At 59.6% G+C, this 15,932-nt stretch carries 16 protein-coding genes and 1 tRNA gene; 7 read left to right on the top strand and 10 right to left on the bottom strand.

Annotation, left to right across the window (positions count from 1 at the left end):
• Nucleotides 1-75: 75 nt before the first annotated feature.
• From D3791_RS03425 to D3791_RS03410, 4 genes are all read right to left on the bottom strand, one after another.
• Nucleotides 76-858 (bottom strand): amino acid ABC transporter ATP-binding protein, encoded by a 783-nt coding sequence (locus D3791_RS03425; protein ID WP_022874207.1) that lies wholly within the window; start codon nucleotides 856-858, stop codon nucleotides 76-78.
• Between the two features lie 13 nt (nucleotides 859-871).
• Nucleotides 872-1,663, bottom strand: coding sequence for an amino acid ABC transporter permease (locus D3791_RS03420; protein ID WP_022874206.1), 792 nt, complete (start codon nucleotides 1,661-1,663; stop codon nucleotides 872-874).
• Between the two features lie 112 nt (nucleotides 1,664-1,775).
• Nucleotides 1,776-2,564: an ABC transporter substrate-binding protein gene (locus D3791_RS03415; RefSeq protein WP_022874205.1), complete on the bottom strand. Its 789-nt coding sequence runs from the start codon at nucleotides 2,562-2,564 to the stop codon at nucleotides 1,776-1,778.
• Nucleotides 2,565-2,736: 172 nt separating this feature from the next.
• On the bottom strand, nucleotides 2,737-4,074 hold the full coding sequence (locus tag D3791_RS03410) for an isochorismate synthase (RefSeq protein WP_172511291.1): 1,338 nt from the start codon (nucleotides 4,072-4,074) through the stop codon (nucleotides 2,737-2,739).
• Nucleotides 4,075-4,362: 288 nt separating this feature from the next.
• Here D3791_RS03410 and D3791_RS03405 point away from each other — a divergent pair, with 288 nt between their 5' ends.
• On the top strand, nucleotides 4,363-5,460 hold the full coding sequence (locus D3791_RS03405; RefSeq protein ID WP_022874203.1) for a polyprenyl synthetase family protein: 1,098 nt from the start codon (nucleotides 4,363-4,365) through the stop codon (nucleotides 5,458-5,460).
• An 80-nt stretch (nucleotides 5,461-5,540) separates the two neighbouring features.
• Here the strand turns inward: D3791_RS03405 and D3791_RS03400 are convergent, their stop codons facing one another.
• Genes D3791_RS03400 through D3791_RS03390 form a run of 3 tightly spaced genes read right to left on the bottom strand, consistent with a single transcriptional unit; the run spans nucleotide 5,541 to nucleotide 7,910 of the window.
• Complete coding sequence (locus D3791_RS03400; protein ID WP_022874202.1) at nucleotides 5,541-6,053, bottom strand: HIT family protein; 513 nt, start codon at nucleotides 6,051-6,053, stop codon at nucleotides 5,541-5,543.
• Complete coding sequence (locus D3791_RS03395) at nucleotides 6,053-6,487, bottom strand: hypothetical protein (RefSeq protein ID WP_022874201.1); 435 nt, start codon at nucleotides 6,485-6,487, stop codon at nucleotides 6,053-6,055. Before D3791_RS03395 ends, D3791_RS03400 begins: the two co-directional genes overlap by 1 nt.
• Before the next feature lie 19 nt (nucleotides 6,488-6,506).
• A complete protein-coding gene (locus D3791_RS03390) occupies nucleotides 6,507-7,910 on the bottom strand; it encodes a PucR family transcriptional regulator (RefSeq protein ID WP_172511290.1) in 1,404 nt (467 codons plus the stop codon).
• A 114-nt stretch (nucleotides 7,911-8,024) separates the two neighbouring features.
• On the opposite strand from D3791_RS03390, the gene D3791_RS03385 reads away from it, so the two are divergent.
• The 3 genes from D3791_RS03385 to gabT all read left to right on the top strand — a co-directional run bounded on the left by D3791_RS03385 (nucleotide 8,025) and on the right by gabT (nucleotide 11,328).
• Nucleotides 8,025-9,632 carry a sodium-dependent transporter gene (locus D3791_RS03385; RefSeq protein WP_172511289.1) on the top strand — a complete coding sequence of 536 codons (1,608 nt, stop codon included), beginning with the start codon at nucleotides 8,025-8,027 and terminating at the stop codon, nucleotides 9,630-9,632.
• Nucleotides 9,633-9,634: 2 nt separating this feature from the next.
• Nucleotides 9,635-9,787, top strand: coding sequence for a methionine/alanine import family NSS transporter small subunit (locus D3791_RS03380; RefSeq protein WP_022874198.1), 153 nt, complete (start codon nucleotides 9,635-9,637; stop codon nucleotides 9,785-9,787).
• Between the two features lie 197 nt (nucleotides 9,788-9,984).
• Nucleotides 9,985-11,328, top strand: coding sequence for a 4-aminobutyrate--2-oxoglutarate transaminase (gene gabT, locus D3791_RS03375; protein WP_172511288.1), 1,344 nt, complete (start codon nucleotides 9,985-9,987; stop codon nucleotides 11,326-11,328).
• A gap of 93 nt (nucleotides 11,329-11,421) precedes the next feature.
• Here the strand turns inward: gabT and rarD are convergent, their stop codons facing one another.
• The gene (gene rarD / locus D3791_RS03370) at nucleotides 11,422-12,360 is read right to left on the bottom strand and encodes an EamA family transporter RarD (protein ID WP_172511287.1); all 939 of its coding nucleotides are present in this window, start codon (nucleotides 12,358-12,360) and stop codon (nucleotides 11,422-11,424) included.
• A 257-nt stretch (nucleotides 12,361-12,617) separates the two neighbouring features.
• Here rarD and htpX point away from each other — a divergent pair, with 257 nt between their 5' ends.
• Nucleotides 12,618-13,496, top strand: coding sequence for a zinc metalloprotease HtpX (htpX, locus tag D3791_RS03365; protein ID WP_061954937.1), 879 nt, complete (start codon nucleotides 12,618-12,620; stop codon nucleotides 13,494-13,496).
• A gap of 122 nt (nucleotides 13,497-13,618) precedes the next feature.
• On the opposite strand, the gene D3791_RS03360 is transcribed toward htpX, so the two are convergent.
• Nucleotides 13,619-14,107: a YajQ family cyclic di-GMP-binding protein gene (locus D3791_RS03360; RefSeq protein WP_022874194.1), complete on the bottom strand. Its 489-nt coding sequence runs from the start codon at nucleotides 14,105-14,107 to the stop codon at nucleotides 13,619-13,621.
• A 181-nt stretch (nucleotides 14,108-14,288) separates the two neighbouring features.
• On the opposite strand from D3791_RS03360, the gene D3791_RS03355 reads away from it, so the two are divergent.
• Both D3791_RS03355 and trxA read left to right on the top strand, forming a co-directional pair.
• Nucleotides 14,289-14,370 (top strand) — tRNA-Tyr (locus D3791_RS03355).
• Nucleotides 14,371-14,506: 136 nt separating this feature from the next.
• Nucleotides 14,507-14,881 carry a thioredoxin gene (gene trxA / locus D3791_RS03350; protein WP_022874193.1) on the top strand — a complete coding sequence of 125 codons (375 nt, stop codon included), beginning with the start codon at nucleotides 14,507-14,509 and terminating at the stop codon, nucleotides 14,879-14,881.
• A gap of 22 nt (nucleotides 14,882-14,903) precedes the next feature.
• On the opposite strand, the gene D3791_RS03345 is transcribed toward trxA, so the two are convergent.
• Nucleotides 14,904-15,866, bottom strand: coding sequence for a DNA-3-methyladenine glycosylase family protein (locus tag D3791_RS03345; RefSeq protein WP_028268350.1), 963 nt, complete (start codon nucleotides 15,864-15,866; stop codon nucleotides 14,904-14,906).
• Nucleotides 15,867-15,932: the final 66 nt, after the last annotated feature.

Genomic DNA, 15,932 nt, shown 5'->3' with positions numbered 1-15,932 from the left:
AGCCTTAAACGACTCATCCCCTGCACCCGGGGCCAATAGGAACCGGGTGCAGGGGATGAACTCTAACTACACTTCTTAGATATCGACGTGGGTCGGATCCAAGACACGACGCAGGAAGTCCTGGGTACGCGGCTGCTGCGGATTGCCAATGACCTCCGCGGCCTTGCCTTCTTCCACCACAACGCCGCCGTCCATGAAGACCACACGGTCAGCGACCTCCTTGGCGAAGGCCATCTCGTGGGTCACCACCAGCATGGTCATGCCCGCCTGGGCGAGGCTCTTCATGATGGCCAGAACTTCACCGACAGTTTCCGGGTCCAACGCGCTGGTTGGCTCATCGAAGAGCATCAGGGTTGGTTCCATGGACAGGGCACGGGCAATGGCCACGCGCTGCTGCTGTCCACCAGAGAGCTGGTCAGGGTAGCGCTCGCCGAAGTCACCCAAGCCAACGCGATTCAGGTGGCTCTTGGCGATCTTCTGCGCATCAACCTTCTTGCGCTTGAGCACTTTGATCGGAGCCACTGTGCAGTTCTCCAGCACGGTCAGGTGCGGGAAGAGGTTGAACTGCTGGAAGACCATTCCAACCTTTTGGCGCATCTGATCCAAGTTGACCTCTGGATCGGTGGCGTTGAAGCCGCCCACCAGAATGGTTCCGCCGTTCGGCTTTTCGAGCAGGTTCACGCAGCGCAGCAACGTGGACTTGCCGGAGCCGGAGGGGCCGATCAGGCACACGACTTCGCCTGGCTTGACGTTCAGATCGATGCCTTTGAGCACCTCGTTATCGCCGTAGGATTTGCGCAGTCCAGTGATCTCCACACCAGCGGCATGGACTGAAAGTTCATTATTGTCAGTCGACATTCTCAAGTCCTAACTATCGCTTGGTCTTCGCCGCGCGGGATTCGAATTTGCGGGCTACCAGGCTCAGCGGAATGGTGATCACCAGGTAGAACAGGCCGGCTACGACCAGCGGGGTGATACCTGCATCCAGCTGGGAAATGCCATCTCGGCCGAATTTGGTCATCTCGTACTGGGCCACGGCGGCACCGAGGATGAACGCCAGCGAGGTGTCCTTGGTCAGCAAGATGATCTCATTGGTCATTGGAGGCAAAACGATCTTGAACGCCTGCGGGATGACGATGGTGACCATGGCACGCCAGGCCGGCATGCCCAGCGAGCGGGCTGCCTCGGTTTGCCCCTTGGGCACAGCCTGCAAGCCAGCGCGCAGGGTTTCAGCGATGTAGGCCGAAGACACCAGACCCAAGGCGAACATCACGTTGACCGGCTGCGGCCAGGTCGTACCGAACGCCTGTGGCAAGCCGAAGCCGAAGGCCAGCAGTACCAAGATGGCTGGAATGCCGCGGAAGAATTCAATGAAAGCGGTGGCGAACCAGCGGTAGGGAGCGAAGCTGGCCACTTTCATCAGGGCCAGCAACAGGCCCAGAACCAAGCCGAAAGCGAAGGAGATGATGGTGTAGAAGATCGTATTCTTCAGGCCCACCAGAATCATGTCCGGGAACATCGGTCCGAGCTTGTCGAAGGAGAAGAAAGCGTAGGACGCTTTTTCCCAGTCAACCAGGGCAATCAGGCCGATGATGATGACAAAGAAGAGCACAATCTGAATGATTTTGCTCGTACGGGCACGCTGACTAGTAGTCATTGCCATTGGTTTTGTACCTCTCGTAAAGGCAGCGGGGGTTCGGGTAGCAAGCACGCCCATTGGCATGATTTGCGTGGCGAACCCCCGCCCGGTAGATCAATCCGTGTTCAGAGAAGAATTACTTCTCGCCGAACCACTTCACGGTCAGTTCTTCCATGGTGCCGGCATCGGTCAGGCGCTTGAGGGTGCCATTGACCAATTCCAGGGTGTCGGCCTTGTCCTTAGGCACGGCAACACCGAGCTGTTCGCCGGTCTTGAAGTTGGCGACAGCCTTGTAGTCCGGCTTGTCCTTCACTGCGTAGCCGAGCACCGACTGGTTGCCCAGCACAGCGTCAACCTGGTTGGCCAGCAGGGCCTGGGTCTGCAGACCGGCATCTTCGTAGCCGACCAGGTTCTCCAGGCCGTTTTCCTTGCCGTACTTTTCACCGGTGGTGGCCTGCTGGACACCGACCTTCTTGTCCTTGGCGGTTTCCAGATCGGTGATGCCCGAGCCGTTCTTGGCGATCAGAACCAGGTCGTCATCCATGTAAGGGGTGGAGAAGTCCATCTTCTCCTTGCGTGCATCGGTGATGGAGATCGAAGAGATTGCGATGTCGCACTGGGTGCTGAACAGGCCCGATTCGATGGAGTCGAAGCTGGCGTCGATGACGTTCAGATCCAGCTTGGCGTCCTTGGCGATTTCTGCGGCGACGTCCATATCGAAGCCTACGTTCTTGCCGTCCTTGACGAATTCAAATGGCTCATAAGGGATATCCGAGCAGATGGTCAGCTTGCCCTCGTTGAGCGGGAAGGATGCGCCTTCGGACTCTGAGCTGGAGCCGCTGCTGGAACCGCAGGCGGTCATGGCAAGAAGTGCTACGGAGCTGAGCGCGATGGAAGCGGCGAACTTTTTCTTGGGGCTACGCATAGGATCAAAACCTACTTTCGGGTCATTGCGAGTGCATCACTGCGATGCCCCAATCATAACCGCGCTAACACCAGCACGAGACGCACTTCACACAAGTGTCATCGAGGGCAAGGAAAATTTACGCTAGTGAAACATTGGCCCGTCATATAGCTTTGCCCTGCTCGGCCAGGAGCTATTCGGCGCCCAGCGCTTGGCGCATGGGACGCATTTTCGCCCACGACTCGGCCAGCTCATCCTCCGGAACAGAACCGGGCACGATGCCGCACCCTGCATACAGGCGCATCAGCTTTTCGTCTTCCAGGATTCCGCCACGCAAGGCAATGCCGAATTCGCCGTCGCCTCGGCTGTCAACCCAGCCCACCGGCCCGGCGTAGGGGCCGCGATCCATGCCTTCCAGCTCACGCAGCAGGACCCCGGCTTTTTTCGTCGGAGTGCCGCAGACCGCTGCCGTCGGATGGAAGATCTCGGCGACATCCAGCGCGGAAGGCAATGCCCCGGAGGCATCGGCACGCAGCTGGGCCCGCACGTCGCTGGCCAGATGCCACACATTAGGCAGCTGCAAGATGAATGGCTCTTCCGGCGCGCTCATGCCATGGGAAATCGGATTCAGCGAGTCGGTCAGCGAATCAATGGCCAGCTGATGCTCATTGCGCTGCTTGGGATCCTCGAAAAGATGATGCTGGGCGAAGTCCGGCTCATCGGCCCCGGCCGCGGCGCGGTCCAAGGTGCCGGCCAAAACACGGGCCTCGGCCAGTCCATCAGTGACACGCACCAGCATCTCCGGGGTAGCTCCAACCAGGCCGTCAACACTGTAGGTCCAGCAATTGCCGTAGCGTTCGGTCAGCGCGTGGACGACCTTGGACAGGTCGATCGGCGTGCTGCTGTGGGCGAGCACATCGCGGGCCAGCACCAGTTTCGAGATGCCGCGCTCTTCGAAATGGCCCAGGGCCTTGTGGACCGCCTGCACGTAGGAGCCAGCGGTCAGCTGTCCGCTGGTGAGCTTGATGCTTCCCGCATCGCTCTCGGCGATGGCGGCATCGTCCATGGCGGCGTTCGCGCGGGCGAGCGCCTGCTCGTAGGTGGCGCCTTCGAGTTCTTCGGCGGTGCCGGTGAGCGTTATCCAGGCGGTGTGCTCATCGCGGCCGATGACCAGCTGCGGAATGATCATGCGCGATTCGAAGACGCTGGTGAAGGAGAAAGCAAAGGAGCCGAAGCTGATCAAACCGGTGCCAGGGCGATTCAGCGGATCCGTGATCGCGGCGTTCTTGATGACCTGTGCAAACCAGGCGCGGGCCCGGGCGAAGCGTTCCTCACCGTGGGTGTGCAGGCGCGCGGCCGTGCCAAATCCGACGAGGCCATGCCCGTTGCGGGTCCAGACGAGGCTTCGGTGACGCAATGAGTCGTCAAGCAAGCTCGGGGGAGCATCAACATATTCAAAGGTGACACTGGTGAGACTAGGAGCCGAGAGCTGATGGGCGCTGGCGCTAAGAACGGGCGAATCTGCAGACATGATAAGGCTAAGCCTACCGCGCAATGCCGGGGGAAATGCCGTGCAGGTGTCCCCAGTCACGACTGTGAGATATGGCGGGTCTGGTGATAACTGCTGGCTTCAGCCGGTAAACTCTAGAGCGAACTGCTAGGTCGCTGGCCACAAAGCTCCGCGTCTTGTACCGCGCCAGCAACCAGTGGTGGACAGCATCGGCTAGAGTGAAGAGATGTTTGTCTGCATAATGCAGGCAGTAAAGTCTTCGCATACCGCGATGGCCACCCCGATGAAAGATAAGTAAGCCGTAGAACAGTGACTGATTCGAAGAGCAACTGGACCGCAGCCGGACATGAAGTGTCTGACTCGATTGAGCTGAATCCTGAAACCGCTGCATTAGCTGCGGCTATCAATCTTCCCTCGGGCTTTGCGATGCTTGCCGAGGACCCGGACTTCGGCCCGGCGATTTCCATGGGCATGGCGAAGGTTGAAAAGCTGCTGCGCGATGCGCTGGCCAATTCCGATCCATTGATCGATGCCTCCAGCAGGCACTTGGTTGAAGCCGGCGGCAAGCGGGTACGCCCGTTGCTGGTGCTGCTCACCTCCCTGCTCGGCCACGGCGTGACCGACGAAGTGATCAAGGCAGCCGCCGTGGTGGAACTGACCCACCTGGCAACCCTGTACCACGATGACGTGATGGATTCGGCTCCACTGCGCCGCGGTGCACCCACCGCCCATGAGGTCTGGGGCAACTCCGTGGCCATTCTTGCCGGCGACCTGATCTTCGCCCGCGCTTCGGTCTTCGGCGCAGACCTGGGTCCCGAGGCTGTCATGTGGCAGTCGCGGACTTTCGAGCGCCTGTGCCTGGGCCAGCTGCACGAATCCATCGGACCGCGTGATGGCGATGATGAAATCGAGCACCACCTGCAGGTCATCAGCGACAAGACCGCTTCCTTGCTCTCCACCTCGGGCGCTTTCGGTGCCCGCTTCGGTGGCGCGCCGCAATTCATCGAGGTATTGCGCGAATACGGCGAAAAGGTAGGCGTTGCCTTCCAGGTTGCCGATGACGTCATCGACCTCGCCTCGGAAAAGGCCGACTCGGGCAAGACTCCGGGCACCGACCTGCGCGAGGGCGTTCCAACCCTGCCGATCCTGCTGCTGCGCCAGGCCGCTGCCGCCGGGGACGAGCAAGCGGCGCAAGCCATCGCACTGGTTGATGCCGACCTGTCCACCGATGAAGCACTGGCCAAAGCCGTGGAAGCTGTGCGCGCCCACGCGGCAGTGCACGACGCGTGGAAGGCCGCACGCCAGTGGGCCGATGACGCGATCGCATCGCTGGCTCCGCTGCCCGAGGGCACCGTCAAGCAGGCACTGATCTCCTTTGCCGACGCCGTGGTGACCCGCGACGCCTAGGCAGAAATAAGAATTAAACAGAAGAGCAGCCCATGAAGATCAAGATCTTCATGGGCTGCTCTTCTTCTTCGGCTTGGAAATCAACGGATGATCTGTGAAGCCTGCAGCGGTTCGGGATGCTCGGGAGAGAACAACGCCTGACGCAATTGCTTCGCCTTCACTGCCCGGTCCTGGACCGAGACCCGGTGGCGCAGCTGCTGGTACAACTGGTCATCGTGATAGCGGGGGAACACGTGTTGGTGGTAGTGCCATACGTGCTGGTTTCCGGCCGGTTCGTTGTGCTGCCGGGTGCTGGTTCCTTCCGGATCCCAGGCCAGTTTCATGGCCAGGGCCACGCGCTTGGTTTCCTTCATGATGGCCGCCCCAGTGGCATCATCCAGATCGTAGAGCGCTTCCAGATGCCTGGTGGGGATGATCATGGCATGCCCGCCGTAGTTTCCGAACCCATCACAGGCCATGATCGCTGCCACCAATTCGGTCTGATAGATCAGATCGGTAGGCGCGCAGAGATTGTCCTGGCTAAAGGGCCGGTCCTGTACCAATTCGCAGAACGGGCACTGGTAGCCGGCCGGTTGATGGGATCGGTGGAGCACTAGTCCTCCAGTTCGGCGGCCAGCTCGTCAAAGACCCACGCGAACATGTCCAGCGTGAATTCGCTGAACGTGCCTTCCTCGCTGGTCCAGGTGCCCTTGGCATTGTTGCGACGGTAGACGATGGGATCGGGGACATCGAGCTGCGAGGCCTTGAACGCCCAGACGAACTTTTCCTCTTCGTCTTCGAGGAACAGCAGGTGGCCGTCTTCGATTTCCAGTTCTTCGGGGTCGAAGAAGTAGTGGTAGGCCTCCATGAAATCTTCATTGTTGCCTAGTGCGAGGTAGAACTCTTCTAGCACGAAAGGGATGGAGACCTTGGACTGGGCTAGGGCTTCTCGCAGTTCTTCACTGCTCAGCCCGTCGGCTTCATTCCACTGGTCATCCAGATATTTGGGGACCAGGGAGCGGAATTTCTCTAGAAACATGTCAGCCATATGTTAATCCTATTCGAGATTAGCCGAGCTCAAGTGCGCTCAACGCGATCCACAGCTGGACTCGGTCGCTTGTCACATTCGGGTCGTAGCCCGAAAGCTCTGAAATCTGCTGCATGCGATAGCGCACGGTATTGCGGTGCAGGCCCAGCGCTTCGGCCACGGCGCCGACCGAACCGTCGCGGTTCAGGTATTCGCGCAGCGTCAACAAGAGGTCGGAATCGTGGGTGGAGTCGAAATCTTGAAGCGGTCCCAGGGCCTCGGCGGCCAGGTCCTGCAGCGGCACGTCGCGTGCTGCCAAGAGCAGAGAGGTGAGGGAGAGCTTGGTGGGGACATTGATCCGTTCGCCATGGCGCAGGGATTCGAGGGCCTCGAAGTAGCTCCAGCGGATTCCGGTGGTGTTCGAGTAGCGGCCGCCGTAGCCTACCCGGGCGGAGATCCCGGCTGATTCGAGGTACTCATCGAGGTGCTTGATGGACAGCTGCACCTTGCTATGGGCGACAATGACCGCCAAGCGGCCTTCCATCATTGCCGAGACCTGCGAGGAAAGATCCGCAGGCAGGGGCAGCGTCTGCAGCCGCTCGGCCTGGGAGGAGGCCTGCACCAGGATCACCGAGTGCTCGCGCTGCGGGTTCAGGCCCAAGGCGCCAAGTCGTCCTGCGGCGTCGGCGCCCACAAGCGTCCCGGCAGCCAAGTCGGCCAGGACCTGCCCGTTGGCCTGGCGCTGCGAGGCACGCAGCCGGGATTTATTGGCCATCTCCAAGCCGATGAGGGACTGGGCATAATCCACCACAGGGTCATGGACGTAGGGTTCGGCCAGGTGCAGGGTGCACTTATCGCGCAGGCCGGTGGCTACCGGCAGCTCGTGCCAGCTGCGTTCCGGGTCGTAGTCGCCGCTGATCACTTCGTCATGGAGGCTCAGTGCGACCTCCGTGCCGAGCATCCGGGAAAGTTCATCAAGCATGCTGTCCAGGTCGGAGGAGAGCAGGGACCGGGCCAGCTTCTGGTGGGATTTGAGCAGGTTCTCCACGCGCTTGAGGTGATCGGCGTTCATGGCTTCGGCGATCAGCCGGGTAATCGAGGCGAAGGGAATCTGGTAGGGGACTTCGAAGACGGGAAGCCCTACTTCCCGGGCTGCGATGATGGTGGCTTCGGGGACCGAAGCATGCTCCAGTCCGGTGCCGAATCCGAGGGCTACCGCATCATTGGCGGCCAGCACGCGCACGAATTCGCGCTGGGCGGCCTTGGTTTTCTGGCGCACACCGGTGGTCAAGACGATTTCACGTCCGGTGAGGAATTTCGAGGGATCGAGCAACTCGGTGATGGCTGACCAGGTGATGACCATGTCATCGCGGTGGGTGTGTTCGGTCATCGGGCGGAGGTCGAGCTCGTCATGCTCCAGAAGTCCGCGTAAACTAATTGCCATGGAGCCATTCTAGTTGGCAGACGGAAAGTTCCCATTTCAGCAAAATGCTCAAATAATGGACACACGTTACCCAAAATTGACCAGAATGTGAACTTTTTGCAGTAGCTTAGACACATGAGCTCTCCATCTTCAAAACAGGGCGCTCCACTCGCATCGGAAAAGCGTGAGACTTTCAGTTCACGAAAGCTCTTCATTCTTTCTGCGGTTGGTTCGGCCGTTGGACTGGGAAATATTTGGCGTTTCCCCTACGTCGCCTACGAGAACGGCGGCGGTGCATTCCTGATCCCTTACCTCGTAGCCATTCTCTGCGCAGGTATTCCACTGCTCTTCCTCGACTATTCGATCGGCCACCGCTATCGCGGTTCGGCCCCGCTGGCTTACCGTCGGGCCAACCGCAAGACCGAAATGCTCGGTTGGTGGCAGGTGCTGATCTGCTTCGTGATCGCCATTTACTACGCGGCCATCATCGCGTGGGCGGCCATGTACTGCTGGTTCTCCATCACCAAGGCCTGGGATAAGAACCCCAAGGGAGCCGAAGGCTTCTTCATGAATGACTTCCTCCAGGTCTCCGATACCGTAGGCGTTTCCTTCGACGTGGTCGGCCGCATCTTCGTGCCGATGCTGATCGTCTGGCTGGTCACCATGGTGATCATGATTGCCGGCGTGAACAAGGGCATTTCCCGCGCCAACGCCGTATTCATGCCGCTGCTGATCGTCATGTTCGTGATCCTCGTGGTCCAGTCGGTCTTCCTGCCCGGCGCGGTCGACGGCCTGAACGCCTTCTTCACCCCGGACTTCGCGGCCTTGCAGAACCCGGCCGTCTGGGCTGCGGCCTTCGGACACATCTTCTTCTCGCTGTCCGTGGCCTTCGGCATCATGGTCACCTACTCGTCCTACATGAAGCGCAAGAGCGACTTGACCGGTTCGGGCTACGTGGTGGCCTTCGCCAACTCCGGCTTCGAACTGCTCGCCGGCATCGGCGTATTCGCCGCCCTGGGCTTCATGGCGCACAACGCCGGATCCAGTGTTGACGAGGTGGCCACCAGCGGCATCGGCCTGGCGTTCATCGCCTTCCCGACCATCGTCTCCCAGGCGCCGCTGGGCGGGCTGATTGGCGTGCTGTTCTTCGGCTCGCTGGTCTTCGCCGGCCTGACCTCGCTGATCTCGATCCTCGAAGTGATCGTGGCGGCCTTCCAGGACAAGCTGGGCTGGAAGCGCACCCCGGCCACCCTGGTTGTCGTCCTTCCGGTAGCCATCATTTCGTTGCTGCTGTTCCCGACCACCACCGGCTTGTACCTGCTGGATACCATGGACGCCTTCGTGAACCAGTTCGGCATCCTGGCCTGTGCACTGGTCTTGGTGATCGTCTTCGGCGCGGGCCTTGGCATGCTGCCAAAGCTGGCCAAGCACATGAACCGCCACAGCTCCATCAAGCTGGGCACCGGTTGGAAGGTCCTGGTTGGCGGCATCGGTCCAGCGGCCCTGGGCTACATGCTGATCAACGAAGTCCAATCGAAGATCAACGAGTCCTACTCCGGCTACCCGCTGTGGTTCAACGGCGTCTTCGGCTGGGGCATGGCCGGGTTGCTGATTGTCGGCGCCGTGGTCCTGTCCTTGATTCCGTGGAGCAAGAACTCCAAGATCAACGACCCTGAGTTCGAACAGCATCAGCAAAATGTTGAAGCCGAAGAACTCCCGGAAACAGCCGGAAAGGAATACTAGCCATGAGCGGCATCGCTATTGTCTTTATGATCATTTCCATGCTGACCATCTGGGGCGGCCTGGCCTTGGCTTTGATCAACCTCTCGCGCCATCCCGAAAAGGATGACGATGACGTGATCGAAACCGCTGGAACCGCAGGAAGCAACAACCTGTAATTCCATGACCCAGCAGCAAATACCTCCTCGTGTCGAGCATCACTTGGCACGAGGAGGTATTTTTCTGTGCAGATGCACTACTGATCCCGGAGCTGGTTGTGCCAATTCTGGTAGTCGCATTGGGCCACGAAGAATATTCTTCTTGTAAGAACACGTCGAGCCACGCGCTCGTAAAACCATAGTGAAAGGACAAGCAGGTGGACGTTAGCTACCGCATTGAACAGAAGCGCAAGATCAACGGGCCATTCCCCGGCCCAAAGTCGGAAGAACTCGCCGCACGTCGCGCCAAGGCAGTTGCCGCCGGCGTAGCTTCCAGCCTGCCGGTCTACGCGGCAGACGTTGACGGCGGCATCATCGTTGATGTCGACGGCAACCAGCTGATCGATCTGGGCTCGGGCATCGCCGTGACCACCGTGGGCGCTTCCAACCCAGCCGTGGCCAAGGCCGTGGCAGAGCAGGCCCAGCGCTTCACCCACACCTGCTTCATGGTCGCTCCGTACGAAAACTACGTTGCCCTGGCCGAGAAGCTCGCCTCGATCACCCCAGGTGACTTCGAAAAGCGCGCAGTCTTCTTCAACTCCGGTTCCGAAGCAGTCGAGAATGCCATCAAGGTAGCCCGCATCGCCACCGGCCGCCAGGCAGTTGTCGCCTTCGACCACGCCTACCACGGCCGCACCAACCTGACCATGGGCCTGACCGCCAAGGCAGCCCCATACAAGCGCGGCTTCGGCCCACTGGCACCGGAGATCTACCGCATGCCAATGAGCTACCCATTCCGCGAAGAGAACTCGAACATCTCCGGCAAGGAAGCAGCCGAGCGCGCCATCCTGGCCATGGAGAAGCAGATCGGCGGCGACCAGATCGCTGCAATCATCATCGAGCCAATCCAGGGCGAGGGCGGCTTCATCGTTCCTGCCACCGGCTTCCTGCCACGCGTTGCCGAGTGGGCCAAGGAAAACGGCATCGTCTTCATCGCTGACGAAGTCCAGGCTGGCTTCGCACGTTCCGGCGCATGGTTCGCTTCGGACATCGAGCAGATCGAACCGGACATCATCACCGTTGCCAAGGGCATCGCTGGCGGCATGCCGCTGTCGGGCATCGTCGGCCGCGCTGACCTGCTGGACTCGGTCCACGGTGGCGGCCTGGGCGGCACCTACGGTGGCAACCCGGTAGCTGTTGCCGCAGCGCTGGAGACCATCAAGTTCATGGAAGAGCAGGACCTGCCGGCTCGTGCCCGCGAGATCGAAGAGAAGTTCTTCGCCCGATTCACCGCTTTGCAGTCCGCCTTCCCATCGATCGGTGAAGTTCGCGGCCGCGGTGCCATGATCGCCCTTGAGTTCGTCAAGGCTGGCGGCAAGGAGCCAGACGCTGATCTGACCAAGGCCATCGCCGCCGAGTGCCTGGCCCAGGGTGTTGTCATCCTGACCTGCGGCACCTACGGCAACGTCGTTCGCCTGCTGCCACCGCTGGTCATCGGCGATGAACTGCTCAACGATGCATTCGACGTTCTGGAATCGGCCATCCGCAAGCTGGCCGCCTAGCATCTAGGTTCCAAGCACAAAAACTGAAGCGCCGGCTTCCTCCAAGGGAGGAAGCCGGCGCTTCAGCCAGTTAATGGCCCCGGAGCCAGGGACCTAGCTGATCTTCTTGGGCTCTGGCAGGCGGCCTGCCTTCGGCGCGCGGAGCATATCGATCAGGACGAAGATAACCGCGATCCACACCAGGATGAAGCCCATCCAGCGTTCAAGAGGCATATGCTCTCCGAAGACCAGGACACCGAGGATGAACTGGAGCAGGGGAGCGATGAACTGCAAGGAACCCACCGTGCTCAGTGGAAGGCGACGGGCTGCGCCACCGAAGAGCAGCAGCGGGACCGCGGTGATGATGCCGCTGGAGGCCAGCAGCAGGACGCCGGCCCAATTGCTGTCCAGCAAGGTGGAGCCGGAAGTCTGGGAGAGCCAGATGACGTAGATGATCGCCAACGGAGTCAGCCACAGGGTTTCGATGCTCAGCGCTCCCAGGGCGCTGCCCTTGGTGCCTACCTTGTTCTTGACCAAGCCGTAGAAACCGAAGGAGAAGGCCAGTCCCAGGGAGATCCATGGCACGCGTCCCAGGCCTACGGTCAAGACGATCACCGCGACGGTGGCCAGTCCAACTGCTGCCCACTGCAGCGGGCGCAGCTTCTCCTTGAGCACAATGACTCCGAGCAAGATCGCGACAATCGGATTAATGAAGTAGCCCAGCGACGCTTCCAGCACGTGCCCGGTGAGCACCGCGAGCGCGTAAAGCACCCAGTTGGCGGCTATCAGGACACTCGCGAGAGCCAACTGCCCCATGGTCTTGGTGTCGCGGAACATCGAGGCGAATTGGCGGATCTGAGAAGTCGCGGCCAGCAGGATGAAGCAGAAGATCAATGAGAACAGAACGCGTACCGCCACGAACTCCACCGCGGAGATCTGCGGAAGCAGCAGGAAGTAGGCGGGGAGCAGTCCCCAGATGAGGTAGGCCGAAGTGCCTTGGATCAGCCCATAGCTGTGTTCAGAGCGGACGGGTGTGGTGGTGCTTGATGACATTCAGGATGTACGCTTTCGAGCTAATGTGATTCAAGTTAGGCGGATCTCAAGTGCAAAAATTGCACTTTGCAACTAATAAGCTAAACGTCACAGGGCCAGCTTTATTCCCCGCTGAGCGTAATCTACACGCTCAATCGAGTTCCATGCATCACACCCTTCAACAGATGTTCAAAAGCCGGAACCAGCACAGGCTTCCGTACGTTGACTAGACTAGGAATCACCATCTTGGTCTTTGTCATTTAGGGGAGTGCGTTAGGGTGCATGGACATAACAACGGACTGAAAACAGCATTGCTGCTCGGCGGAATGTTCGCCTTGCTCTTGGCTATCGGTTCGCTCATTTCTGCCGGGACCGGCCGGTCGATGTTCATTTGGGTTTTCGCGCTGATCGGCCTGGGCACCACCGCCTACGGCTATTGGAACAGCGATAAGCTCGCGCTGCGTTCCATGCATGCCTACCCGGTGAGCGAAGCCGAGAATCCGATGATGTACCGCATTGTGCGCGAACTGTCGATGAACGCCCAGCAGCCGATGCCGCGGCTGTACATCTCGCCTACTTCTTCACCCAACGCCTTTGCTACCGGACGCAACCCGCAGAACGCGGCTGTGTGCTGCACCGAGGGCATCTTGCAGCTTCTCGACGAGCGCGAATTGCGCGGAGTGCTGGGCCACGAGCTGATGCACGTTTATAACCGCGACATCCTCACCTCTTCGGTGGCTGCGGCCATCGCCGGCGTGATCACCTCTATCGCCCAGTTCCTGATGTTCTTCGGTGGCGGTGGCAGCAATGAGAACCGCAACGTCAATCCGATCGCGTTGATCGCCCTGTCCTTGCTGGCTCCGCTGGCCGCCTCCATCATCCAGATGGCCGTGAGCCGCACCCGCGAATACGATGCCGACGAAGATGGCGCCAAGCTGACCAATGATCCGTTGGCTTTGGCCAGCGCGCTGCGCAAGCTCGAATCCGGGATCTCCCAGGCGCCGCTGGCCTCCAGCGACCAGAAGCTGGTCAACAGCTCGCACCTGATGATCGCCAACCCTTTCGGTTCGCGACTGAAGCAGATGTTCTCCACCCACCCGCCGATGGACCAGCGCATCGCCCGTCTTGAAGCGATGGCAGGGGGACGCCAGTACTAAGGGGCGCAGGACTTGAATGCCTGCGCCGGTATAGCACGTCATTAAACCAAGAGTGGGGGCGGCTTCCTGATAAGGAAGCCGCCCCCACTCTTCTATAGGCACGTTTGGTGCCGATGCTATGTCTAGCGGAAGTTCACGAACTGCAGGTCTGCTTCTTCGAAGTCACGCAGCAGGGCCATGGTGGCCTGCAGGTCGTCACGGGACTTGGAGGAAACGCGCAGCTCGTCGCCCTGGATGGTCGACTTGACGCCCTTCGGGGCCTCATCGCGAATCAACTTGTTGATCTTCTTGGCGACATCCTGAGCGATGCCTTCCTTGATGCTTGCTTCGATACGGTATTCCTTGCCCGAAGCGAAAGGCTCGCCAGCATCCAAGGACTTCAGCGAGATGCCGCGCTTGATCAGCTTGGTCTGGAAAACGTCGAGGACCGCATTGACGCGCTCTTCGGAATTAGCCTTCATCAGGATCTTCTCGCCGCTGAAATCTACTTCAGCACCGACGCCCTTGAAGTCGTAGCGCTGGGAGATTTCCTTCTGGGCCTGGTTCATCGCGTTGGCGACTTCCTGGCTATCAACCTTGCTGACGACGTCGAATGTGGAATCACTAGCCATGTGAATACTCCTAGCTGTAACGGGTCTGATTCGCTACATAGCCTACCGGTTTTGCGCCCTAAAATCGGGCTGTGATCAGGCTTACAGGGAAAAGAGCCCCCTCGATTTCACTTCGTCGAAAATCTCCTGTAGAGTTATTTCTCGTTCCGACAAGAACAAATGTTCTTGAAAGAGCAATCTCGGCAGATTACCCGAGCGGCCAAAGGGGGCTGACTGTAAATCAGCTGGCTATGCCTTCACTGGTTCGAATCCAGTATCTGCCACAAATAACTCCCGGATCCTTGATCCGGGAGTTTTTTGCATTCCGGATAAGGTTTCATTGTGATCCGGATCTATTCCCACTCTCAATGAAGATCACCTTTCTACGTATTTCATCTGAAATTCGGCTACCGTATAGGCATGGCAACTAGAAATGTGAGCGAAGACGACTTCGCGAAGTTGATTGAAGACAACGACATCGTCCTCGTGGACTTCTGGGCTGATTGGTGTGGACCGTGCAAGCAGTTTGCTCCGGTTTATGATCAGACTTCGGACAAGTTCACCGATGTTGTTTTTGCCAAGGTGGATACCGAAGCCGAACAGGGCCTGGCACGTGCAGCCAACGTGACCTCGATTCCTACCATCATGGCGTTCCGCGAACAGGTTCTCGTCTTCTCGCAGGCCGGTGCCTTGAACCAGCCGCAGCTTGAAGACTTGGTCACCGCGGTCAAGGGTATTGATATGAGTGAAGTACACAAGCAGATCGCCGAGGAAGCCGCCCAGGCTAACTCCTAAGAGAGCTTGTGGGCTTCGGGCCCTACCTCTGCCGGTGATCCAGCGGAGCGTAGCGGGGCCCGAAGCTTTGTTTTTTCTGTCCTGAAAGCCCCAGCAATCGGACGACCCGCTGCCGATGCGGGGCATAGGGCGCCATGAGCTGAAGCATCTGCTGATCGGTAATCCGGCGCCCGGTGAGCACCTGGCCGACAAAATCAGCCAAATGGAAATCACCGACCGAAATGTGGTCGGCAGAGCCATGCGAGCGCTGCAGTGTTTCGGCGATGGTCCACGGACCGATCCCATGCACAGAACCCATGGCCGCTTCAAGGGTTCCCGGCGCTTTCGCCGTCGGCCTTGACTCGTTGAGAGGCTTATCGGCCCACCAGTTCAGGGCCCCGGATGCCTGGACGAATTTCCTGATGGTCTCCGCCCGCTTGCCTTCAACCCGGGCGGCCTGCCAATCCCAACGCTGCAGTTGAGCAAGCTCCTGCGCGGAGGGGAAAATCCTCAGTCCATCAGGAGCCGGCCCGGGCGCCGGATGGCCCAGCTTCCTGACCAGCCAACGCCACGCATAGTTCGCTTCAATGCCCGTGACCCGTTGCTCCAGGATGGCGCCGATGGCATGTTCAAAGATCCTGCCCGTTTTAGGCAGGACAAGATCTGGATGCTCGGCGCGGGTTCGAACAACAATTTCCGGGAACGCGCCTGAGCAAGCCTGCTCATCAAAATCGCTCCAGTCGTCGTCGGCGCCCAAGAGCAGAGGCGCGCGTTCTATCGCCCATGGGCCGCCGGAGCCCCACGTTTGGAAGTCGGCAGGTCCGTGGCGCAGCGGCTTGGAGATGTGCAACGTCGCCGGACCCTCGGGCGTGGCAAAAGCAAGCCAAGCCTCGGTTTCCGAAAGCCTGATGGTCGGATCGCCTTGGCCGCGACGCAGGATTCCCAAGGACTTGACCAGCGACACTGGCGATCCGGGGGAGAAGCTGCCGCTCCAAGATTTCTGCATATTTCGCATCATATAGTCTGGTCCAGACAGGAAGGCAACCGGGAGTCTTTAGCACTGATGAAAAGA

The organism is Glutamicibacter mishrai (assembly GCF_012221945.1).
GTDB classification, from domain to species: domain Bacteria; phylum Actinomycetota; class Actinomycetes; order Actinomycetales; family Micrococcaceae; genus Glutamicibacter; species Glutamicibacter mishrai.
This window is presented reverse-complemented; position numbering and strand designations above follow the sequence as displayed.